The 21,012-nt window shown below is 72.0% G+C and carries 21 protein-coding genes; 6 read left to right on the forward strand and 15 right to left on the reverse strand.

The window, feature by feature from the left end; genetic code table 11:
* Positions 1–9: 9 nt before the first annotated feature.
* From SALPAC6_RS0116775 to SALPAC6_RS0116795, 5 genes are read right to left on the reverse strand one after another with little or no spacing between them, the layout of a single operon-like run.
* Entirely contained in the window at positions 10–1,521 is a 1,512-nt protein-coding gene (locus SALPAC6_RS0116775) for a complex I subunit 4 family protein (protein ID WP_018254532.1), read from the reverse strand.
* Positions 1,518–3,467, reverse strand: a complete 1,950-nt coding sequence (locus tag SALPAC6_RS0116780) for an NADH-quinone oxidoreductase subunit 5 family protein (RefSeq protein ID WP_018254533.1) — start codon at positions 3,465–3,467, stop codon at positions 1,518–1,520. The genes SALPAC6_RS0116775 and SALPAC6_RS0116780 overlap by 4 nt, the downstream gene beginning before the upstream one ends.
* Positions 3,464–3,811: an NADH-quinone oxidoreductase subunit NuoK gene (nuoK, locus tag SALPAC6_RS0116785; RefSeq protein WP_018254534.1), complete on the reverse strand. Its 348-nt coding sequence runs from the start codon at positions 3,809–3,811 to the stop codon at positions 3,464–3,466. The genes SALPAC6_RS0116780 and nuoK overlap by 4 nt, the downstream gene beginning before the upstream one ends.
* A complete protein-coding gene (locus tag SALPAC6_RS0116790) occupies positions 3,808–4,371 on the reverse strand; it encodes an NADH-quinone oxidoreductase subunit J family protein (protein WP_018254535.1) in 564 nt (187 codons plus the stop codon). The genes nuoK and SALPAC6_RS0116790 overlap by 4 nt, the downstream gene beginning before the upstream one ends.
* On the reverse strand, positions 4,368–5,033 hold the full coding sequence (locus SALPAC6_RS0116795) for a NuoI/complex I 23 kDa subunit family protein (RefSeq protein ID WP_018254536.1): 666 nt from the start codon (positions 5,031–5,033) through the stop codon (positions 4,368–4,370). The genes SALPAC6_RS0116790 and SALPAC6_RS0116795 overlap by 4 nt, the downstream gene beginning before the upstream one ends.
* A gap of 225 nt (positions 5,034–5,258) precedes the next feature.
* Here SALPAC6_RS0116795 and SALPAC6_RS0116800 point away from each other — a divergent pair, with 225 nt between their 5' ends.
* Positions 5,259–6,320 carry a glutathione S-transferase family protein gene (locus tag SALPAC6_RS0116800; RefSeq protein WP_018254537.1) on the forward strand — a complete coding sequence of 354 codons (1,062 nt, stop codon included), beginning with the start codon at positions 5,259–5,261 and terminating at the stop codon, positions 6,318–6,320.
* 170 nt (positions 6,321–6,490) lie between these two features.
* On the opposite strand, the gene SALPAC6_RS0116805 is transcribed toward SALPAC6_RS0116800, so the two are convergent.
* Both SALPAC6_RS0116805 and SALPAC6_RS0116810 read right to left on the reverse strand, forming a co-directional pair.
* A complete protein-coding gene (locus SALPAC6_RS0116805; RefSeq protein ID WP_018254538.1) occupies positions 6,491–7,288 on the reverse strand; it encodes a hypothetical protein in 798 nt (265 codons plus the stop codon).
* On the reverse strand, positions 7,285–8,184 hold the full coding sequence (locus tag SALPAC6_RS0116810; RefSeq protein ID WP_018254539.1) for an ABC transporter ATP-binding protein: 900 nt from the start codon (positions 8,182–8,184) through the stop codon (positions 7,285–7,287). The genes SALPAC6_RS0116805 and SALPAC6_RS0116810 overlap by 4 nt, the downstream gene beginning before the upstream one ends.
* A gap of 132 nt (positions 8,185–8,316) precedes the next feature.
* Between SALPAC6_RS0116810 and SALPAC6_RS0116815 the strand changes: the two genes are divergently transcribed.
* The 3 genes from SALPAC6_RS0116815 to SALPAC6_RS0116825 all read left to right on the forward strand — a co-directional run bounded on the left by SALPAC6_RS0116815 (position 8,317) and on the right by SALPAC6_RS0116825 (position 10,726).
* The gene (locus SALPAC6_RS0116815) at positions 8,317–9,591 is read left to right on the forward strand and encodes a sensor histidine kinase (protein WP_018254540.1); all 1,275 of its coding nucleotides are present in this window, start codon (positions 8,317–8,319) and stop codon (positions 9,589–9,591) included.
* The gene (locus tag SALPAC6_RS0116820) at positions 9,570–10,316 is read left to right on the forward strand and encodes a response regulator (RefSeq protein ID WP_018254541.1); all 747 of its coding nucleotides are present in this window, start codon (positions 9,570–9,572) and stop codon (positions 10,314–10,316) included. Before SALPAC6_RS0116815 ends, SALPAC6_RS0116820 begins: the two co-directional genes overlap by 22 nt.
* 188 nt (positions 10,317–10,504) lie before the next feature.
* Entirely contained in the window at positions 10,505–10,726 is a 222-nt protein-coding gene (locus SALPAC6_RS0116825) for a hypothetical protein (protein WP_018254542.1), read from the forward strand.
* Positions 10,727–10,949: 223 nt separating this feature from the next.
* Here the strand turns inward: SALPAC6_RS0116825 and rarD are convergent, their stop codons facing one another.
* The 7 genes from rarD to SALPAC6_RS0116865 form a co-directional block, all read right to left on the reverse strand.
* Positions 10,950–11,912, reverse strand: a complete 963-nt coding sequence (gene rarD / locus SALPAC6_RS0116835) for an EamA family transporter RarD (RefSeq protein ID WP_018254544.1) — start codon at positions 11,910–11,912, stop codon at positions 10,950–10,952.
* 29 nt (positions 11,913–11,941) lie between these two features.
* The gene (locus tag SALPAC6_RS0116840) at positions 11,942–12,904 is read right to left on the reverse strand and encodes a complex I subunit 1/NuoH family protein (protein WP_026189758.1); all 963 of its coding nucleotides are present in this window, start codon (positions 12,902–12,904) and stop codon (positions 11,942–11,944) included.
* Positions 12,904–13,509 (reverse strand): NADH-quinone oxidoreductase subunit C, encoded by a 606-nt coding sequence (locus SALPAC6_RS0116845; RefSeq protein ID WP_018254546.1) that lies wholly within the window; start codon positions 13,507–13,509, stop codon positions 12,904–12,906. Before SALPAC6_RS0116845 ends, SALPAC6_RS0116840 begins: the two co-directional genes overlap by 1 nt.
* A gap of 106 nt (positions 13,510–13,615) precedes the next feature.
* Positions 13,616–14,182: an NADH-quinone oxidoreductase subunit B gene (locus SALPAC6_RS0116850; RefSeq protein WP_018254547.1), complete on the reverse strand. Its 567-nt coding sequence runs from the start codon at positions 14,180–14,182 to the stop codon at positions 13,616–13,618.
* 123 nt (positions 14,183–14,305) lie between these two features.
* Positions 14,306–15,808, reverse strand: coding sequence for a pyridoxal phosphate-dependent decarboxylase family protein (locus tag SALPAC6_RS0116855; RefSeq protein ID WP_018254548.1), 1,503 nt, complete (start codon positions 15,806–15,808; stop codon positions 14,306–14,308).
* A complete protein-coding gene (locus SALPAC6_RS0116860) occupies positions 15,805–17,295 on the reverse strand; it encodes an MFS transporter (protein ID WP_018254549.1) in 1,491 nt (496 codons plus the stop codon). The genes SALPAC6_RS0116855 and SALPAC6_RS0116860 overlap by 4 nt, the downstream gene beginning before the upstream one ends.
* A 42-nt stretch (positions 17,296–17,337) precedes the next feature.
* The gene (locus SALPAC6_RS0116865) at positions 17,338–17,643 is read right to left on the reverse strand and encodes an MGMT family protein (RefSeq protein ID WP_018254550.1); all 306 of its coding nucleotides are present in this window, start codon (positions 17,641–17,643) and stop codon (positions 17,338–17,340) included.
* Positions 17,644–17,656: 13 nt separating this feature from the next.
* Here SALPAC6_RS0116865 and proB point away from each other — a divergent pair, with 13 nt between their 5' ends.
* Complete coding sequence (gene proB / locus SALPAC6_RS26230; RefSeq protein ID WP_050563455.1) at positions 17,657–18,847, forward strand: glutamate 5-kinase; 1,191 nt, start codon at positions 17,657–17,659, stop codon at positions 18,845–18,847.
* A 28-nt stretch (positions 18,848–18,875) separates the two neighbouring features.
* On the forward strand, positions 18,876–20,117 hold the full coding sequence (locus tag SALPAC6_RS0116875) for a glutamate-5-semialdehyde dehydrogenase (RefSeq protein ID WP_018254552.1): 1,242 nt from the start codon (positions 18,876–18,878) through the stop codon (positions 20,115–20,117).
* 20 nt (positions 20,118–20,137) lie between these two features.
* Here SALPAC6_RS0116875 and SALPAC6_RS0116880 read toward each other — a convergent pair whose 3' ends face one another.
* Positions 20,138–20,968, reverse strand: a complete 831-nt coding sequence (locus SALPAC6_RS0116880; RefSeq protein ID WP_026189759.1) for a prenyltransferase/squalene oxidase repeat-containing protein — start codon at positions 20,966–20,968, stop codon at positions 20,138–20,140.
* Between the last annotated feature and the right edge of the window lie 44 nt (positions 20,969–21,012).

Genomic DNA, 21,012 nt, shown 5'->3' on the forward strand with positions numbered 1-21,012 from the left:
CCACCCAGCTCACGGGCGCCCCGGCAGCAGGGCGTCAACCGGCGCCTGGGCCACGCCCAGGACCAGGATCGGGGCCAACCCCACGGCGAGCGTGAGCAACACCAGCGGTGCCCAGGTCAGCAGCTCCGCCCGCGCCACACCCGGCCCGACCTGCGCCACCGCCGAGCTGGCCCGGCCGTGGGTGACCTGGCGGAGCAGCCGCAGGAGGTACGCGGCGGTGAGCGCACCACCGAGCGCCGCGAGGACAGCGAGGGTCAGCCAGAGGGGACCACCGACCCGGACCGCGGCGATCACGGCGAAGGCCTCTCCCCAGAAGCCGGCCAGGCCGGGCAGGCCCAGCGAGGCGACGGCGGCGAAGCCGAGCAGACCGGCCAGCCGGGGCGCGGTCTCCCGTAACCCGGACAGGTCCGCCAGGTCACCGGTGTGCGCCCGGTCCTTGATCGCGCCGGCGAGGAAGAACAGCAGGCCGGTGATGATCCCGTGCGCGATGTTGCCGATCAGGGCTGCCCGCAGCCCGGTACCGGTGAGCGTGGCGACACCGAGGAGCACGAAGCCCATGTGCCCCACACTGGAGTACGCGATCAGCCGCTTCAGCTCGGTCTGCGCCAGGCAGACCAGGGAGCCGACCAGGATCGCCGCGACAGCGAGCACGCCGAGCGCCGGCGCGGCCCACTCGGCGCCTTCGGGGGCGACGCCGACCGCGACCCGGATCAGCCCGTAGGTGCCCATCTTGAGCAGCACCCCGGCGAGGATCACGCTGCCCACGGTGGGCGCCTGGGTGTGCGCGTCGGGCAGCCAGGAGTGCAGCGGCCACAGCGGGCTCTTCACCGCGAAGGCGAGTGCCAGCAGGGTGAACGCGGCGAGCTGCGGCCCGCGGGCGAGCCCCGTACCACCGGTCAGCGTCACGATGTCCGCGGTGCCGGCAGCGGTCACCACCACCAGGACGCCCACCAGCAGCAGCACCGAACCGAAGAGGGTGTAGAGGGCGAACTTGCGGGCCGCCCGGTACCGGTCCGGCCCACCCCAGCCAATGATGATCGCGTACATCGGCAGGAGGACGACCTCGAAGAAGACGAAGAAGAGCACCAGGTCGAGGGCGAGGAAGGTGCCGAGGATGCCCACCTCGACCACCAGCAGCAACGCCACCAGGGCCCGCCCGCTCCCCCCACTGGGGACCCTCCACAGGGTGTAGCCGCAGCAGAGCAGGGTCAGCAACGCGGTCAGCACGACCAGCGGCCAGGAGATGCCGTCCACCCCGAGGTGGAGGCGGAGGTCCAGGCCGGGCACCCAGGGCAGGTCCACCTGATGCCAGGGGCGGACCGCGGGGCTCGGGTCGGTGCCCGCCCCGACGTCGTCACCGCCCGCGACCAGTGGCAGCGCGGCGAGCAGGGTCAGCCCGGCGGCCACCGTACCGACCAGTCGGGCGACCCGGTCGTGCCGGAGCGCGGCGACGGCCACCGCGCCGGCCGCCGGCACCGCCAGCACCGCGACCAGCAGGACCTGCCCCACGACCCCACTCATGCGTCGCCTCCGATCAGCACCGCCGCCAGCCCGATGAGCAGCGCGCCGGCCAGCACACCGGCCGCGGCCCGGGGCAGCGTGGCGCGGTGCCACGCCGCCAGCCCGCCCCCGAGCCACCAGGCGACCCGACCGCTGCCGGTGACCGCACCGTCCACCACCACCTCGTCGGCGGTACGCGCGCCAGCGGCGAGCCGGCCGATCGGGCGTACCACCAGGGTGTGCTGGAGGTCGTCGAGCCAGAACGCCCGGGCGCTGAGCGGTCGCAGCCGGCCCAGCAGCACGGCCGGGTCATCGGCGGGATCTCGCCGCCAACGGGCCCAGGCGAGCCCCGCCCCGAGCGCCAGCAGGACAAGCGGCAGCAGCACGGTCGGGCCGAGGTGCACCAGCGGATCGGCGGGCAGCAGCTCCACGGGGCGCTCCCGGGTGGCCGGCCCGTACGGTTCGAGCCACCCGGCGAAGGCTCCGGAGAATCCGGCCAGACCGAGCAGCGCCGCCGGGGCGGTCAGCAGCAGCACCGGCCAGCGCATCACCGCGGGCGGGTCGTGCGGCTGACGCAGCGGGCTGCGGGGCGCGCCGAAGAAGGTCCGCAGCAGCAGCCGGGTGGCGTACCCGGCGGTGAGGGCGACCCCGGCCAGCCCGGCCAGCCACACCGACCAGCTCACCCAGGCCGGGGCGGGGCCGCCGTGCCGGGCGGCTTCCTCGGCGGCGTACAGCACGGAGTCCTTACTGAAGAAGCCGGACAGCGGTGGCAGCCCGGCCAGCGCGCCGAGGCCGACCAGCATGGACCAGAAGGTCACCGGCATCGTCCGGCGCAGGCCACCGAGCTGGGACATCAGCGCGGTACCCGCGGCGTGGATCACCGCCCCGGCGGCGAGGAAGAGCAGCGCCTTGAACGCGGCGTGGGTGAGCAGGTGGAACAGGGCCGCCGCGGGCGCGCCCACGGCCAGCGCACCGGTCAGGTAGCCGAGCTGGGAGACCGTTGACCAGGCGAGGACCCGCTTGAGGTCGTCCTGGGCGATGGCGGCGAACGCGCCGAGCAGCAGGGTGATCGAGGCCAGCACGCCGAGCACCGCCAGGGCGACCGGCACCTGCACGAAGAGGGGGAAGAGCCGGGCGACGACGTAGACCCCGGCGGCCACCATGGTCGCCGCGTGGATCAGCGCGGAGATCGGGGTGGGGCCGGCCATCGCGTCGGGCAGCCAGGTGTGCAACGGGAACTGGGCGCTCTTGCCGGCCACCCCGGCGAGCAACAGCAGGCAGGCGGCGGTGAGCAGGCCGGTGGCGTGGTCGTGGCCGAGCACGTCGGCGATCCGGAAGCTGCCCGCGGAGACACCGAGCAGCGCGATCCCGAGCAGGAAGCCGACGTCACCCACCCGGGTGACCAAGAAGGCCTTCATCGCGGCGCCGGGTGCTGCGGGCAGCCGTCGCTCATGGGCGATCAGGAGGTACGAGCAGAGGCCCATCACCTCCCAGCCGACCAGCAGCAGGATGAGGTCTCCGGCGACCACCACCAGCAGCATCGCGGCGGTGAAGAGGCTGATCTGGGCCGCGTACGGCGGGTAGCGGTGGTCGACGTCCACCTCGTCGTGCGGGCCGCGCCGGAGGTAGCCGATCGAGTAGACCTGCACCGCGAGGGCCACCGCGGCGACGGCGACCGCCACCAGCGCCACCGTCGAGTCCAGCCGGACGCCGAGGGTGACCGTCAGGTCGCCGAAGTCGATCCAGGTCCGGGTGGCCTCGGCCGGGGCGTCGAGGGTGACCAGCAGGGCGACGGCGAGGAGCAACGACAGGGCCGCGCCGGTCGTCCCGAGGGTGATCGCCGCCCGGCGGGCCCGTCGCCGCGCCGCACCGGCGTGCGGGGAAGCCGGCGGCAGCAGGAGGCCGAGCAGGCCGGTCACCAGGGGTACGGCCGGCAGCAGCGTGCCGAGCAGGACGGGCCTGGTCACCGGTCTGCCTCCCCAGGGGTGGCCGCCGTGGCGGGCGGGGGCTCGGCCAGCGGCACCTCGTCCACGGCCACGCTGGCGCGCAGCCGGTAGAGCTGCAGCACGATGGCCAGCCCGACGCCCACCTCGGCGGCGGCCAGCACGATCACGAACAGCGCGAAGACCTGGCCGCCGTGCGGCAGTTGGGATCGAACCGTGGTGTCGGCGGTGACCAGGATCAGGTTCACCGCGTTCAGCATCAACTCGACCGCGATCAGCACCAGGACGGCGTTGCGCCGGCGCAGCACCCCGTACGTGCCGAGCCCGAACAGCAGGGCGGCGGTGACGTAGGGGATGACCGGCCTCACCGGGACCGCCTGCCCTCGGCGGAGGCCTCGTCCGCCCCGCTGACGCCGGCCTGGTCCACCGGTGACCGTCCGATGTCCGGGCGGGACAGGATGATCGCCCCCACCAGGGCGGCGAGCAGCAGCACCGAGAGCACCTCGAAGGGCAGCACCCAACTGCCGAAGATCTGCTCCCCGATCCGTTCGGCGCTGCCCGCCGTGGGCAGCGGCACCGACGACCACCGGTACGCGTCCACCAGCAGCGCGGCCAGCCCGAGCCCGGTGCCGCCGCCGATCAGGGCCGCCGGCCAGCCCGGCCGGTCCAGGTCGGTGGAGGCGCCGATCGGAGCACGGGTGAGCATCACCGCGAAGAGCAGCAACACCACCACCGCCCCCACGTAGATCAGCACCTGCACCCAGGCGACCAGCTCGGCAGTGAGGACCAGGTACATCCCGGCCACGGCGGCGAGGCAGAGCACCAGGTAGAGGCCGGCCCGGACCAGGTGTCGGGTGGTCACCGCCAGGGCGCCGGAGCCGACCGCCAGCGCGCCCAGGGCGAGCAGCAGCGCGTCGGTGCCGGTCACGGGGTCGGGCCTTCCCCGGTGGCATTCTCCCCGGCTGGTCGCGTCCCGGGGCGGGGCGGTGGACGTTCGGCGGAGTGGGGCGGGGCGGCCGTGGGGCGTTCGGCGGGGTTGGCCGGGATCGCGGCCTTACGCGCGGCGGCGGTCTCTTCCTTGGCCGGCTCGCCGTTCGGGTCGTGCACCGGCGGCGGCGGGACGGTGCCCACCCACTCGCCCAGGTGTTCCTTGTCGTGCAGGAGGTCCTTGATGTCGTACTCGGCGTACTCGAACTCCGGGGACCAGTAGAGCGCGTCGAACGGGCAGACCTCGATGCAGATCCCGCAGTACATGCAGAGCGAGAAGTCGATGTCGAACCGGTCCAGCACGTTGCGCTGGCGGGGGCGAGCCGCCCCGGGCACCACCACCTCCTCCTTGTGCGAGTCGATGTAGATGCACCAGTCCGGACACTCGCGGGCGCACAGCATGCAGACCGTGCAGTTCTCCTCGACCAGCGCGATCACGCCGCGCGAGCGCGGCGGCAAGGCCGGGGCGACATCCGGGTACTGCTGGGTGGCCGAGCGGCGGGTCATCGTCTTCAGCGTGACCGCGAGGCCCTTGACCAGGCCCGCGCCGGGCAGGCTGCGCTCACCGTCGGCCGGGTCGCTGCGCTCGCTGGGGTCGGTCATGCCGACCATCCTGCCCTGTGCCCCCCGGCGGGCGCGACCACCACCCGATGCGGAGTGCGGCGGGCGGCGATCATCGGCCGCGGCGGCCGTTGCTGCTGTCGGACGCGGCCGACGGCGACCCATCGGTCGGGCGAGGCGTGGCCGGGTTACGGCGCGACGCTTCGCGCGCCGTCTGATCCGGCGATGATGGGTGGTGGGCGCATCGCGACGACCAGAGGGGGCGGCGTGACCGAGGGCGCGACGGCGGGCAGCGGCGAGGCGGCGCTGCGCCGCACCGGCGGGAGGTACGTCGAGCCGGGCGGTGAGTTCACCCGGGATCAGCGCTACATCGCCACCCGGATCACCGCCGACGGTGAAGACGGCTGGCCGGTGGAGCCGGGGCGGTACCGACTGGCGGTGAGTCGCGCCTGCCCGTGGGCGAACCGGCTGGTCATCGTCCGACGACTACTCGGGCTGGAGGGCGTCCTCTCGATGGCGATCGCGGGCCCGACCCACGACCGGCGAAGCTGGAGCTTCGACCTCGACCCCGGCGGGCGGGATCCGGTGCTCGACATCGAACGGCTCGCGGACGCCTACTTCGCGCGCTTCCCCGGCTACGACCGCGGGATCACGGTCCCCGCGATCATCGACGTGCCGACCGGGCAGGTGGTGACCAACGACTTCGCGCAGATGAGTCTCGACCTGTCCACCGAGTGGACCGCGTACCACCGCGACGGGGCACCGGAGCTCTACCCGCAGCGGCTCCGGGACGAGATCGACGAGGTGAACGCGGTGGTCTTCGCCGATGTCAACAACGGGGTCTACCGGTGCGGCTTCGCCGGCAGCCAGTCGGCGTACGACCGGGCGTACCGGCGGCTGTTCGACCGGCTGGACTGGCTGAGCGACCGGCTCGCCGAACGCCGCTACCTGGTCGGCGAGACGATCACCGAGGCGGACGTACGGCTGTTCACCACGCTGGTCCGCTTCGACCCGGTCTACCACGGCCACTTCACGTGCAACCGCAGCAAGTTGACCGAGATGCCGGTGCTCTGGGCGTACGCCCGGGACCTGTTCCAGACCCCCGGATTCGGCGACACCATCGACTTCGATCACATCAAGCGGCACTACTACGAGGTGCACGGGGACCTCAACCCGACCGGGATCGTCCCGCTCGGCCCGGACCTGGCGAACTGGCTGACCCCGCACGGACGGGGGGAGCTGGGTGGTCGCCCCTTCGGCGACGGCACCGCCCCACCGCCGCCCCCACCGGCCGAGCGGGTCGACCCCGCACACACCCCACTGCGCTGACGGAGCCGCCGTGAGTTTCCGCCGGTGAGTCGGTGACATTGCCCCGCCCAGCTCTGCGGCCGAGGGCGGCACAGTTCGCCGTCATACGACGCTTGTTGCGATCCCGTCAGACGTGATGAGTGACGCGCAGGTCGTGTTCGCGCTTCACGAGTCGATGTGGTGCGATCCCTTCAGGAAACCTCCCGCCTCAGGGTCCGCAGCAGGCCGGCGACCAAGGGTACGGCCACCCAGACCAGTACCGAGACCGCCAGCCGGCCCCACTGCCCGGCGGTCATCTCATTGCCAAAGAGCGGTTCCATGGTGACCGAGGTGTCGAGCCAGTTGGCTGGGCCCTGTAGCGCCGAGATCATCGCGGCGAGGATACTCCAGACCGTCGGCAGCAGCAGATAGCCGACGATCGCCAGCGGGGTGTTGAGCAGCAGCAGGCCAAACGCGGCCCCCATCAGTACGTTGACCAACTGGAACACGACCGCGTTCAGTACCAACGCCCACTCGCCGTCCCAGCTTCCCGCGCCACCGGTGGCCTTGGCGGCGAGGGTGCCGGCGGCGGCCACGGCCAGGCTCACCAGCACCGACGCGACTGCCGCCAGCACCACCGCCGCGAGCTTGGCCAGCACCACCCGTTCCCGATGTGGGACCAGGGCGTACGTGGTCAGCGCGGTGCGCTGCGTCCACTCCGAGGTGATTGACAGGATGCCGACCACCGGCAGCAGCAGGCCCACCGGGAGCAGCGACGGGGAGAGGAAGCTGGTGAAGGTCTGCTCCGCGTCGTCCAGCACGAACAGCTGCACCACGGCGATGGCGACCGCGATCAGCCCGATGGTGGCCAGCAGCCAGCGGCCGGCCCGGGTGTCGGTGAGCTTGCGTAGCTCGATCGAGGTCAGTCGGGCTATGGACGGCCTGGCGGCCGCGACGCGGGGGGCCGCCTCGGTGGTGGGCTCGGTGGTGGGCTCGGCGGTCATGGTCACTTGACGGCCTCCTTCGTGGTCGCGCCCGCGGTGAGGGTGAGGAAGAGCTGTTCGAGGCCGCCGTCGGCGGCGGGCCGCAGTTCGGTGAGGACCACCCCGGCGTCGGCGGCGGCCTGGCCCACGACGCCCGGCTCGGCGTGCACGACGAATCCGCCAGTGGTGTCGGCGGTGGCGTCCAGTGCGGCCCGCTGCAGAGTGAGCCGCAGGGCATGCGAGTCCCGTGCCCGGACCAGGGTGCCCGTGTCGGCGAGCAACTCGTCCCTGGCGCCCTGGGCAACAATCCGGCCGCCGCCGATCACCAGCAGCCGGTCGGCGACTGCCTCCACCTCGCGCAGCAGGTGCGACGACAGCAGCACGGTGCCACCCCGGTCGGCGAAGTCGCGCAGCAGGCCGCGCATCCAGTAGATGCCCTCTGGGTCCAAGCCGTTGGCCGGCTCGTCGAGGATCAGCACCCGGGGGTCACCCAGCAGCGCCAGCGCTAGGCCGAGCCGCTGCCGCATCCCCAACGAATACGCCCCGACCCGCCGCCTGGCGGCGACCGCGTTCAATCCGACCAGGTCCAGCGCCTCGGCGACCCGGCTACGGTCCACACCCATCGTCATGGCCGCCAGGGTCAGCGTCTCCCGCCCGGTGCGCCCCGAGTGCTGGGCCGAGGCGTCGAGCAGCACCCCGATCTCCCGCCCCGGATTGGGTAGCTGCCGGTACGGCCGGCCGGCGACCGTTGCGCTGCCGTCGGTCGGCGGGGTCAACCCGCAGATCATCCGCATGGTGGTGGATTTGCCGGCGCCGTTCGGTCCGAGGAAGCCGGTAACAGTGCCTCGCTCGCAGTGGAACGAGACGTTGTCGACGACCGTGTGCGGGCCGTACCGCTTGGTGAGGTGTTCGACCATGATCATGGCATCGAAACTGCCGGAACCACCCGGCGGTGTGCTGCGGCCGGCCGACTGTCGTCGGGTAGACCTTGGGCCATGGCCGGCGTCGACTTTAGTAGCTGTCGGGTCTCCCCGGCCGGTCCCTACGATTGACCAGTGACCAGCACCGCCGTATCCGAACACTCCTGGCTCCTTCCGGGCACTCTGACGGCCCCCACGGCCCGGGCCCGGCGGACACTGCGGGATTGGTTCGTCGACAGCCTTTGCTTCCTGGCCGCCCTCGGCTGGGCGCTGGTGGCGTGGGAGGATTCGCTGTCGGCCGAGCCGGCGTTGGCGCTGAACGTCGGACCGAGCTGGCTCAACGAGGTCGACTTCCTGGCCAGCCTGGTGCTCTGCGGTGCTCTCTGGGTCCGTCGGCGCTGGCCGGTGGGTCTGGCGTTGGCCAGCCTGCCGCTGGCGTTGTTCTCGGTCAGTGGCGACGTGGCGCTGCTGATCGTTCTGTTCACGGTGAGCGTGCACCGGCCGTTCCCGGTCGCCGCCAGCATGTTCGGTGTACATCTGCTCGCCATACCGATCTATCTGCGGCTACGCCCCGAACCGGTGAGGTCGCTGTGGTTGGTCGTGGGTTGGATCCTGTTGTGCCTCGGGGCCGTGCTGGCGTGGGGCATGTTCGTCCGGGCACGTCGGCAGCTCGTGGTGTCGCTGCGGGAGCGGGCGCACCGGGCCGAGGCTGAGCAGCAGCTGCGGGTGACGCGGGCTCGACAGCTGGAACGTACCCGCATCGCCCGGGAGATGCATGATGTGTTGGCGCACCGCATCTCGTTGCTCAGCCTGCACGCTGGAGCACTGGAATTCCGTCCAGATGCCTCGCCCGAGGAGGTTGCCAGAGCGGCCGGGGTGATCCGGGGCAGCGCACACGCTGCCCTGCGGGACCTGCGGGAGGTGATCGGGGTACTCCGGGCGGAGACCGGAGTGGCGGAGGGCGCCGAACCGGAACGACCTCAGCCCACCCTCGTCGACGTGCCGACGCTGATCAGCGAGTCTCGAGCCGCCGGTGCCCGGGTGAGTCTCGTCGAGCAAGTCGCCGACCGGGTGGAGCTGCCGCCCACGGTGGGGCGCAGCGTGTACCGGATCGTGCAGGAGGGGCTGACCAACGCCCGCAAGCACGCCCCGGGTGTGGTGGTCGACGTGCGGCTCACCGGGCGCCGGGGCGACGGGCTCACTGTCGAGATCCGCAATCCCTGGCCGGTTGGCGTGGCGGGGCAGGGCGTGGGAAGCCCCGCGGCCGGTTCTGGTGCTGATATTCCCGGCGCCGGGACTGGGCTTGTCGGTGTGGCCGAGCGGGTCGGTCTGGCTGGCGGGCGGTTGGAGTACGGACGGGACGCGGGCGGGCACTTCCGGCTCGCTGCGTGGCTGCCATGGCCGGCCTGACCAGTCCGTCCGGCAAGCCGGGCCCCGCGGGGTCGAACGGCTTGCCGGCGGGTGGTGGGGCACCGGCTGGTGTGGTTCGAGTGTTGATCGTCGACGACGATCCGCTGGTTCGGGCTGCGCTGTCGATGATTATCGACGGTGTGGCGGACCTTCTGGTCGTGGGGGAGGCCACCGATGGCGCCGAGGTGCCTGCTGCCGTGGCCGCGTACGCGCCGGACGTCGTGTTGATGGACATCCGTATGCCGCGGCTCGATGGGTTGGCGGCCACTGAGAAGTTGCGGTCTGAGCCCAACGCGCCTGAAGTACTGGTGCTGACGACATTCGACGCTGACGAGCAGGTGCTGCGGGCGTTGCGGGCTGGGGCGGCTGGGTTTCTGCTCAAGGACACCGCACCGGCTGAGATCGTGCATGCCATCCGACGGGTGGCGGTGGGTGAGACCATGTTGTCTCCGACGGTCACCCGCCAACTGGTCGCGCACGTCACCGGGGGCGTTGGCGCTGATTCGCGCCGGCAGCGGGCACAGGGGCGTCTTGCCGTGTTGAGTGAGCGGGAGCGGGAGGTCGCGATCGCGCTTGGCCGGGGCCGCAGCAACGCCGAGATTGCGGGGGAGCTGTTCATGAGTGTGGCGACGGTCAAGGCGTACGTGTCGCGGCTGCTGGCGAAACTGGACCTCAATAACCGGGTCCAGGTGGCGCTTCTGGTCAACGACGCCGGTCTAGTCTGAGTAGCGGGACAGGCTCGCAGCGAGCGTGCCGCCCGCGCCAGCAACGAGGTCCTCACCTCACTCCGGCGAGGAAAATGCTCAACTCGTCAAAGATCCATAGTGGAATCGGATGGAGTAGCCGTGTTCTAATTTGGCAGGTTCATCCGTATCCGGCCGGAGCCTCCGGCCGGAGTGGCAAAGGAGTGCGCATGCCCGTCACCGCCGACCTCGGCAAGCTGGTTGACAAGGCCTACCAGGACAAGACCCTCACCGAGATCGTCGACGCCCCGGTGTCCGCCCTCTCCGGGGTCAGCGACGGCGACGCCAAGCTGCTCAAGGAAGCCTTCAACATCACCACCGTCGGCGACCTCGGCCGCAACCCGTACTTCCGGACCGCGAACGCCCTGGTCGCCCTTATCGGCGCGAAGTAACACCATCGGGCCAGTTTCACCACCGCCCTGAACACCGCCCGCGACCAGGTCGTGCACGCCGCCGGCATCATCACCGACACCGTAATCGACCTGGTCGGCGTCATCGGCGTCGAAGTCCTGACCCACCTGTCACCCCACCGGCGAACGTTGACACACCGGCCCCCGCCCTCACTGAACGGCATTGGGGCTAGCCCAGAACCAGGCACCACTCAGGACCGACAGTTCAGCCTGGAATGATCTTGCGCTCCTGCCGGGGGGAGATAGCCGTACCGGATTGAACCGCGGCCAGACCTCCTTCCGCAGGGTGCGGGGCGAGGCGACGGGCGGCGCGGACGGCATCGACGGTGAAGACGACGAGCGCGAGCCAGACCAGGGCGAAGCCCACCAGGCGAGCGGGGGGCATGGGCTCGCGGAAGATGATGACGCCGCAGCCGAGTTGGATGATCGGGGCGAGATACTGAAGCATCCCGAGGCTGGTCAACGGCAGCCGGTTGGCCGCACCAGCGAACATCAGCAGGGGAATCGCGGTTGCCGCTCCGGCCGAGACCAGCAGGGCGGTGTGTCCCGCCGACACCGCCCCGAACGCGGCCCCGCCGGTGCCACCCAGCCACACCAGGTACGCGAGCGCGGGTAGGGCGAGGACCGCCGACTCCACGAAGAGCCCCTCGGCCGCGGGCAGGCCAAGGCGCTTCTTGACCAGCCCGTACCCGGCGAAAGTGAACGCGAGGACCAGCGCCAGGTATGGTGGACGGCCGTAGTCGACGGTCAGCACCACGACCGCTACCCCGCCCACGCCCAATGCCGCCCACTGCGCGGGGCGCAGCCGCTCCCGCAGGACGAAGACTCCGAGTAGCACCACGACGAGCGGGTTGACGAAGTATCCGAGGGAGGTCTCCACCACCCGCTCGGAGTTGACCCCGTAGATGTACGTGCCCCAGTTGAGGGCGACCAGTGCGGCGGCGATGCCGAGCGCGGCCAGGGCCCGCGGTCTGCGCAGCAGCGCTCGCAGGAAGTTGCGGTTGCGCATTGCTGCCAGCACCAGCGCGACGAAGACCACGGACCAGACGATCCGGTGGGCCAGGATCTCCAGCGGGCTGGCCGGCCGCAGCAGTCTCATGTAGAGCGGCGAGAAGCCCCAGAGCACGTACGCGCCGATGCCGTACAGATAGCCGAGCTTGCGAGGCATCACTCCGCAACGCTAAGGGACGACATGCGCTAGAGGGCGATGCGGACGGTGACGGTTAGGACAAGCTGGGCCAGCGACACGGGGACCAGCACCAGCCAACAGAGCCGCTGGAGCTGATCGGCGCGCAGGCGAGGGTAGCTGACCCGGAACCAGATGATCACGAAGCTCACCGCGGCGACCTTGAGCAGGGTCCAGAGCCAGCCGAGCTGCGCGTCGGCGAACGGCCCCTGCCAACCGCCGAGGAACAGCACGGTGGTGAGCGCGGCGATCACCACGACCCCCACGTACTCGGCGAGCAGGAAGAACGCGAAGCGCAGGCCGGTGTACTCGGTCAGGTAGCCGAACACCAGCTCCGAGTCGGCGATCGGCATGTCGAACGGTGGCCGCCGGATCTCGGCGAGCCCCGCCACGAAGAAGACAATCATCGCGGGGGCCTGCCAGATCAGCCACCAGGGCTGCCACGCCTCGACGATGCCCGGCAGGCTCAGCGTGCCGGCCGCCATCGCCACCGACGCGGCGGCGAGCACGAACGGCAACTCGTAGCCGAGTAGCTGGGCCGCGGCGCGCAGACCGCCGAGGAGGCTGTACTTGTTGGCGGAGGCCCACGCCGACATCAACACGGCGACCACACCGACACCGACCACGGCCAGCACGAAGAAGAGTCCGATGTCCAGCGGTTGCCCGACCAGGTCACCCGGCCCGAGTGGGATCACCAGCAGCACCAGCAGGTAGGGCACCAGGGCCACCACCGGGGCGAGCCGGAACACCGGACGGTCCGCACCGTGGGGGGTGATCTCCTCCTTCTGCACGAACTTCACGCCGTCCGCGATCAGCTGTGCCCAGCCGTGGTAGGCGCCGGCGTACATCGGGCCCAGCCGGCCCTGCATGTGCGCCATGATCTTGTGCTCGGCCTGGCCGACCAGCAACGGCAGGGCGAGGAAGGCGACCAGCACCGCACCGACCCGGAGTAGCAGCTCCGCCCAGAGCGGCATCAGGCCGTCCCCCCGCTCGCGGGGGGAGTCGGTGCCGGGCCCCACTCCCCCGGCGCCGGCACGCCCGGTGGGCGCATCGGCCGGCGACCGCCACCGGCCTTGGCCTCGCCCGGCTCCTTCGCCCCCGGCCAGGGTTTGGCCACCCGGGAGGCGAGGACGAACTCCTTACGCAGCGGATGCCCCTCGAACTCCGGGGGCAACAGGAGCGGCGTGAGGCCGACGTGGTTGACGAAGTCGATGCCGAACATCTCGTGTGTCTCGCGCTCGTGCCAGGCCGCACCCGGAAAGATGTCGACCACCGAGGCGACCTGCGGCGCCGCGCGGGGCACCCGGGTGCGCAGCAGCAGCCCGTGCCGACGCGTGCTGGACCACAGGTGCACCACCACGTCGAACCCGGCGGCCAGCTCGTCCACCGCGGAGAGCCAGTCGAAGAAGTCACAGGCCAGTTCAGCGTCGTCCCGGGCTGCGCGCAGCGCGTCGGGCCAGCTCTCCGCGGGCACGTCAACGGTGGCGCGGGCGTACGCCTGACCGCCGGAGACCGAGGTGGTGACCTCGACCGGGGCGAGCAACGCGGCCATCCGCTGGCCTACCTCGTCCAGAGTCATGTCGCCGATCCTATGACCGCTGGAGTCGGCGTGCGTTGCCCAGCGGCGGCCAATCTCCACCGCGGACCTCACCGCCCGAGCTGGGGACGCCCCAGAAGGTATCGGGTCAGGAGGGGTCGGGCGGACGGACTGGCGGGGCGGTCAGCGACTCGGCGGAGCGGGGGGCGAGGGCGTCGGCCGGCGCGGCGAGGGCGTCCGGACGGGAGACCCCGCCGACGCCGGCCTCCTCGGCGGCGATCTTCTCCTGCAGCCGCAGGATGCCGTGCAGCAGCGCCTCCGGGCGGGGTGGGCAGCCCGGAACGTATACGTCGACCGGGATGAGCTGGTCAACGCCCTTGGTGACCGAGTACGAGTCCCAGTACGGCCCGCCGCAGTTCGAGCAGGCGCCGAAGGAGATCACGTACTTCGGCTCCGGCATCTGGTCGTAGAGCCGTTTGATGGCGGGGGCCATCTTGTCGGTGACCGTGCCCGACACCACCATGAGGTCGGCCTGCCGGGGACCGTGCGCGAACGGGATCACCCCGAGGCGCATGAAGTCGTGCCGACTCATGCTGGTGGCGATGAACTCGATGGCGCAGCAGGCGAGGCCGAAGTTGAAGACCCAGAGCGAGTAGCGCCGGCCCCAGTTCAGCACGAATCGGATCGGCTCGCCCAGCACAGCCGGCACCTGCACCTCGCAGCCTCCCTCATCCGTTCCCGGTACGACAGTCAACCACAGCGCCCGCAGCGGCGCCCGGCGCAACCGGGCCGGTGTCGACCCGTTGCGCCGGCTACGCCGCTCGGAGGCGCCCCGCCGTCAGTCGTGGGACCAGGTGGGTCGTTGCAGCAGGCCGACGAACTCCATGAGCAGGCGCTCCTGCAGCGCCGCCGGCACCTCTTCGAGCAGGGAATTCACCACGGCCATCCGGGCCGGCACCGGCTCGGCCGGCCCGGCGTCCGCCGCCTCGCCCAGCCCGAGACCGAGCCCCGCGGCCAGGCCAGCGACCAGGTCCGGCGTGAGCCCTTCCGGGGTCAGTGATCGGGCGAGGGCGAGCAGTTCCGCGGGGAGCTCGACCGACCCGGCCGCCCGGGTCGCCGCGATGGCGTCGGCCAGGTCAACGCCGAACTTGGGCACCACCGGCGCCACCGACGCGGTCACCGTCAGGTGCACGGTGCGCGGCAGGCCGGCGTAGGCGAGCTGCGGTTGGGTGTGCCAGCCCCGCGCGGCCAGTTCGTCCACGAGCACGAAGAGGTCCAGCTCCGGATCGGTCGCGGTGAAGCAGATCACGGTCGACTCGGGCTCGGCCACGAGCCGCAGCCCGCCCGTAGCACGGACGACGTCGGCCAACTCCCGCACCGCGTCCCGGGTCACCGCCGCGAGCCGTAGGTAGCCGTCCTCGCCCAGGTGCCGCAGGGTCGCGTAGGCGGCGGCGATCGGCCCACCGGAGCGGGTGGAGGCGATCACTGGGTTGATCATCGTGTAGCCGGGCCAGTCGGCGTGCACGAAGTACTGCGGCTTGCGCAACTCCGGATCCCGGTGCAGCAGGATCGACACGCCCTTCGGGGCGTACGCGTACTTGTGCAGGTCGACCGAGATCGAGGTGACACCGGGTACGGCGAAGTCGAACGCCGGCACCGGTTCGCCGAGGCGGCGGAGCCAGGGCAGGGCCCAGCCACCGAAGCAGGCGTCCACGTGGCAGCGCACCCCGGCGTCGGCGGCAACCGCCGCGATCTCGGCGACCGGGTCGATGACCCCGTGCGCGTACCCGGGGGCGGAGGCGACGACCAGCACGGTGTCGGGGCGGATCGCGGCGGCGATGGCGGCCGGGTCGGGGCGCAGGCTCTCCGCCGACACCGGCACCATGTCCACGGCCACCCGCAGGTAGTGGCCGGCCTTGGCGAACGCGGCGTGGGCGGTGACCGGCATCACGATCCGGGGTTCGGTGATCTCGGGGTGGGCGTCCCGGGCCGCCTTCACCGCCAGGATCAGCGATTCGGTGCCCCCGCCGGTGACCGAGCCCACCACGTCCGGCGCAGCGGTGCCGGGCCCGCCCCCGAGTAGCTGGGCGGCAGCGCCGACCAGCGCGTTCTCCATCGCGAGCAGGGACGGGAAGGCGGTCGGGTCGAGGCCGTTGACGTGGGCGCTCTCCGCGTGCGCGGCGGCGGTCAACTCATCCAGCCCGGGAACCGCCGGGTCGTAGACGTACGCGAACAGCCGCCCGCCGTGGGTGGGCCGGTCCCCGCTGCGCAGTGCCCGGATTTCGGCCAGAACGCGCTCTGCCGGCAGTCCGTGGGCGGGCAGCCCCGCTTCGTCGATCATTCAGTGGTGCCCTTTCCGTGGTGTTCGGTGACCGTACTCCCCGCCGGAGGGCTGGGATCGTGGGCCGGTGGCTTTGCCATGACGTTGCCGAGATCGACGGGGGTGAGGGCGTAGGGGCGCAGTAGCAGGGTGGCGGCACCGACCAGGATCGCGGGGAGGACGGTGAAGCCGAGGAGGATGCCGAGCCGGGCGGACTCCGGCTGGGTCGCGGCGGCTCCGGTGTCCGACGAGAGGTAGCCGGAGAGGTGGAGCACCAGACCGAAGATGCCCGGCCCCAGCGCCAGCCCGAAGGTCTCCCCGGCGGTCCACACCCCGGTGAAGACGCCTGCCTGCCGGCGACCGGTGCGGGCCTCGTCGTGGGCGATGCAGTCGGGCAACATGGCGAGAGCGAAGACCTGTTGGCCGGCGTACCCGACGCCGACCAGCGCGACCAGCAGGTAGATCCCGACGGCGGGGAGCACCTCAGCGGCGACCAGGGCCAGCGCACCGGCGGCGAAGAGGAGCGCGGCGGCGACCAGCCCGGCGAGCTTGCCGAACCGCTGTCCAAACCGGCTCCACACCGGCATCACCAACAGCGCCGGCCCGACGAAGCAGGCGAACAGGACGGTGGGCCCGCTCTCCGGGTTGCGCAGGATCTGGGTGGCGAAGTAGTTCACCCCGGCCAGGATCGTCGCCACCCCGGCAGACTGGATCACAAAGCAGGCCAGGAGCGCCCGGAACGCGCGGTTACGTCCGGCTATCGCGAGTTGCGCCCGCAACGACGGCTCGCTCTCCTGCACGATGCCGACCGGGGCGGACCGGGTGCCCACGAACGCCCCGACAGCTCCCAGCAGGATCAGGCCGGCGACGAAGAGCCCCATCCAGCGGTGCCCGGTGATACCGCCGCCGCCCGCGTCCCGCACCAGCGGGGCCACCGCGCCGGAGACCAGGATGGCCAGCGCCAGCACCGCGATCCGCCAGGTCATCAACCGGGTACGCTCGGTGTAGCCGGTGGTCAGCTCGGCTGGCATCGCCACGTACGGAACCTGGAAGAAGGCGAACGCGGTCGCGGTGGCCAGGAAGGCCAGCGCCACGTAGCCGCCGGCCGCCGGCCCGGTGCCGACCGGCGCTGCGAAGATCGCGGCGAAGCAGACGGCGAGCGCGATCCCGGCGCCCAACAGGTACGGGCGGCGGGCTCCCCACCGGGAGCGGGTGCGGTCGGAGATCCGGCCGGCGACCGGGTTGACCAGCACGTCCCACGCCTTCGGCAGCAGCACGAGCAGGGCGGCGATTCCCGCCGTCACGCCCAGCGTGTCGGTCAGGTAGGGCAGCAGAAGCAGCCCGGGCACGGTGCCGAAGGCACCGGTGGCCAGCGACCCGGTGGCGTAACCGAGGTGCACCCGGCGGGGCAGCGCCTCAACTCCGGACAGACCGGCAGTGTCACCGGCCGGCGCCGGGAGGCCGCTGGAGCCAGCAGGTGGACCGGTTCCAACCGGCGGCGCGTCCATGGCGTCGAATATTACTCACAAGTATGGCGACGGTCACATCCCCTACTCCGGCGACCAACCTGCCGCCCGCAGGTCAACCCGGTCGCCGCGCAGCGGTGTCCCCTCGGCAAGCAGCCGGGCCCGGGCCGAGAGCTCATGCCCGGGCGGAAGCCGGCCGGCCGAGTTCACCACGCGATGCCAGGGCACCCCCCCGCCGTGGCGCGCCAGGATCGAACCGACCAGCCGGGGCGACGCCCGTCCCGAACGTTCGGCGAGCGCGTCGGCCACCGCCCCGTACGACATCGCTCGGCCGGGCGGGATGCGCTCGACCAGTTCCAGCACCGCCTCGACGTACTCCTCGGGTCCCACGACGTGCCACGATATGGGAACCGGGCCGGGGGCTGCCCGACCGACATCGCAGAATAGGCGGGTGCGCGACAAGGTGACGGCGGCCCGGCGGGTGGTCGTCAAGATCGGTTCTTCCTCATTGACCACGGCCGCCGGCGGCCTGGATGACGGGCGGGTGGACGCGCTCGTGGACACCCTCGGCACGCTCGCCGCCGAGGGCCGGGAGGTCGTGCTGGTCTCCTCCGGCGCGATCGCCGCGGGGCTGGCCCCACTGGGGCTGACCCGCCGCCCCCGGGACCTGGCCACCCAGCAGGCCGCCGCCAGCGTTGGCCAGGGGCTGCTGATCCGGCGGTACGCCGCCGCCTTCGCCCGGCACCGGCGCACCGTCGGTCAGGTCCTGCTCACCGTGGACGACCTGACGCGGCGGGCGCACTACCGCAACGCGTACCGGACCCTGCGCAAGCTACTCGACCTGGGCGCGGTGCCGATCGTCAACGAGAACGACACCGTCGCCACCGAGGAGATCCGGTTCGGCGACAACGACCGGCTCGCCGCCCTGGTGGCTGCCTTGGTCGACACTGATGTACTCCTCTTGCTCTCTGATGTCGACGCGCTCTGGACCGGGGATCCGGCCCGCCCAGGATCGACCCGGATCGCCGAGGTCCACGACGAGCGGGACCTGTCCGGGGTGACGATCGGTGGCGCCGGCCGCGCCGGGGTTGGCACCGGGGGCATGGTGACCAAGGTGGAGGCAGCCCGGATCGCCACCGGCTTCGGCATCCCGGTGATCCTGACCTCCGCCGACCAGGCGGCCGAGGCACTGGACGGCAAGCCGGTCGGCACGCTCTTCCACCCCAGTCAACGTCGGCCGGCTGCCCGGCTGTTCTGGTTGGCGCACGCCACCACACCGCGCGGCCGGCTACAGCTGGACCCAGGCGCGGTCGCGGCCGTTGTTGACCGGCGCAAATCGCTACTACCCGCGGGGATCACCGCGGTGCGGGGCGCCTTCACCGCCGGCGATCCGGTTGACCTGGTTGACGCCGACGGCGTGCCGGTGGCCCGCGGGCTGGTCAACTACGACGCGGTGGAGTTGCCTGGCCTGCTCGGACGCTCCACCGCTGAGCTCGCCACAGCCCTCGGCCCCGGCTACGAACGGGAGGTCGTTCACTGCGACGACCTGGTGCTGTTGTCAGGCCGGGCGCCGGCCGGTGCCGGCCCGGCATGAGTCCTTCCCCCGATCCCAAGGAGCGCACATGAGCGTCGTCGAACAGGCACGACGAGCCCGGACAGCGGCGGCCGGGTTGGCCCTCGCCAACCGGGCTGGCAAGGATGCCGCGCTGCACGCGATGGCCGACGCGCTGGTGGCGCGGACCGCCGAGATCCTGGCCGCCAACAGCGCGGATCTCACCGCCGGACGGGCCGGCGGGCTGAGCACGGCCATCGTGGACCGGCTCGCCCTCGACCCGGGGCGGGTGGCCGGCATCGCCGACGCGCTCCGCCAGATGGCCGCGCTCCCCGACCCGATCGGCGAGGTGGTCCGGGGCTCGACCCTCCCCAATGGCCTACAGCTACGGCAGATTCGGGTGCCGTTCGGGGTGGTGGGGATCGTCTACGAGGCGCGGCCGAACGTCACCGTTGACGCGGCCGGCATCTGCCTGAAATCCGGCAACGCGGTGCTGCTGCGGGGCTCCTCCTCCGCCGCCCGGTCGAACGCCGCGCTGGTCTCGGTGCTGCGCGACGCGGTCGCCGACACCGGCCTGCCAGCGGACACGGTACAGCTCCTCGACGCCACGACCCGCGACTCGGTCAAGGAGCTGATGCGCGCCCGGGGCCTGGTTGACGTCCTGATCCCGCGCGGCGGTGCGGAGCTGATCCGCACGGTTGTCGAGGAGTCAACCGTCCCAGTGATCGAGACCGGGGTAGGCAACTGCCACGTCTACGTTGACGCCGCCGCGGACGTGGCAAAGGCGGTCGCGATCGCCCTGAACGCGAAGACGCAGCGCCTCTCCACCTGCAACACGGCCGAGTCGCTGCTGGTGCACACCGCGGTCGCGGACGCCTTTCTGCCCCCGGCGCTGGCCGCGTTCGCCGCGGCCGGGGTGACCGTCCACGGCTGCCCGCAGGTCGCTCGGCACTCCACGGCCGTGCTGCCGGCGACCGACGAGGACTACGCCACCGAGTACCTGGCGGCGGAGATCTCGGTCGCCGTCGTCGAGTCGCTGGACGCGGCGGTCGCGCACATCCAGCGGTACGGCACGGGGCACACCGAGGCGATCGTGACCGACTCCCAGTCGGCCGCCCACGAGTTCGTGGCCCGGGTTGACGCGGCGGCGGTGATGGTGAATGCCTCGACCCGGTTCACCGACGGCGGAGAGTTCGGCTTCGGCGCCGAGATCGGCATCTCCACCCAGAAGCTGCACGCCCGCGGGCCGATGGGGTTGCCGGAGCTGACCAGCACGAAGTACGTGGTCACCGGGGACGGTCAGCTACGCTGACCGTCCCCGGCGCTGGGCGCTCACCAGCAGGCGCGGATCGCGGTCAGCGTCGCGTGGACATCGAACTGGTGCCCGTCCTCGCTCTCCCAGCCCCCGTCGCTGCGCTGGGTCTCGGCGAGCCGGCGGCGGGCGCGCACCAGGACCCAGTCCTGTGGGTCCACGCCGACCCGGCGCAGCGTCGCACCCAGCCAGGCGACGTTGGCCGGGGCCATGTCGCCGATCCGCTCGGCGAGCGCCACCTGGATCCGGGCAGACTCCTGGTGCATCTCCTGTCGGAACAACACCGCCGCGCTCAGCCAGCCGGCGGCGAGGAACGACGGCCAGGTCCCGTCCGGGTTCAGGCGGGCCGCAAGGGAGAGCGCGGCGCCGTGCACGACGCCCGCGTACGCCCCGCCGATCCGCGCGTCCAACGGCCCGGCCGCCCGGACATCCAGCCCGGCGACGCTGAGCCAGAACGCCGCGCTCGCCGTCAGGTAGAAACCCGCCTCCGGGTCGCCCGGCCGGGCCCACTCCGGGGCGGTGTCGGCCAGCGCGGCGTCCTCTTCCCAGCCTCCTTCCGGTAGCTGGCGCGCGGCGAGCCAGTCCAGCGCCCGCCGGGCCGCCGGTCGGCCGAGGGCACCGAGGTCGTCGAGCTCCCCGAGGCGGAAGCAGGTCGCGTCAACAGAGGCGGTCTCCCCCTCGATGTACGCCGGCCAACCGCCCTCCGGAAGCTGCCCGGTCTCGGCGACGGCGAGCACCTCCTCGGCCGGCGGGGTGCCGGTGCGCAGTCGGGCAAGCCGGGCACGCTCCACCACGTCTCCCCGCGCCACCACGTAGCCGATCGCGGCCTCGATATCCACCACGGCGGTCACGCTACCTGGGCAGATGCGATCATGCCCCAGGGAATCGACCACCC

The organism is Salinispora mooreana (assembly GCF_000379065.1).
Classification (GTDB): domain Bacteria; phylum Actinomycetota; class Actinomycetes; order Mycobacteriales; family Micromonosporaceae; genus Micromonospora; species Micromonospora mooreana.

What these genes read in the sequence shown, in the direction of transcription:
- SALPAC6_RS0116775 (WP_018254532.1), bottom strand. Translation starts at nt 1,521, where the DNA reads ATGAGTGGGGTCGTGGGGCAGGTCCTGCTGGTCGCGGTGCTGGCGGTG.
- proB (WP_050563455.1), top strand. Translation starts at nt 17,657, where the DNA reads ATGGGAACCGGGCCGGGGGCTGCCCGACCGACATCGCAGAATAGGCGG.
- SALPAC6_RS0116825 (WP_018254542.1), top strand. Translation starts at nt 10,505, where the DNA reads ATGCCCGTCACCGCCGACCTCGGCAAGCTGGTTGACAAGGCCTACCAG.
- SALPAC6_RS0116855 (WP_018254548.1), bottom strand. Translation starts at nt 15,808, where the DNA reads ATGATCGACGAAGCGGGGCTGCCCGCCCACGGACTGCCGGCAGAGCGC.
- SALPAC6_RS0116810 (WP_018254539.1), bottom strand. Translation starts at nt 8,184, where the DNA reads ATGATCATGGTCGAACACCTCACCAAGCGGTACGGCCCGCACACGGTC.
- SALPAC6_RS0116875 (WP_018254552.1), top strand. Translation starts at nt 18,876, where the DNA reads ATGAGCGTCGTCGAACAGGCACGACGAGCCCGGACAGCGGCGGCCGGG.
- SALPAC6_RS0116845 (WP_018254546.1), bottom strand. Translation starts at nt 13,509, where the DNA reads ATGACTCTGGACGAGGTAGGCCAGCGGATGGCCGCGTTGCTCGCCCCG.
- SALPAC6_RS0116795 (WP_018254536.1), bottom strand. Translation starts at nt 5,033, where the DNA reads ATGACCGACCCCAGCGAGCGCAGCGACCCGGCCGACGGTGAGCGCAGC.
- SALPAC6_RS0116860 (WP_018254549.1), bottom strand. Translation starts at nt 17,295, where the DNA reads ATGGACGCGCCGCCGGTTGGAACCGGTCCACCTGCTGGCTCCAGCGGC.
- rarD (WP_018254544.1), bottom strand. Translation starts at nt 11,912, where the DNA reads ATGCCTCGCAAGCTCGGCTATCTGTACGGCATCGGCGCGTACGTGCTC.
- SALPAC6_RS0116840 (WP_026189758.1), bottom strand. Translation starts at nt 12,904, where the DNA reads ATGCCGCTCTGGGCGGAGCTGCTACTCCGGGTCGGTGCGGTGCTGGTC.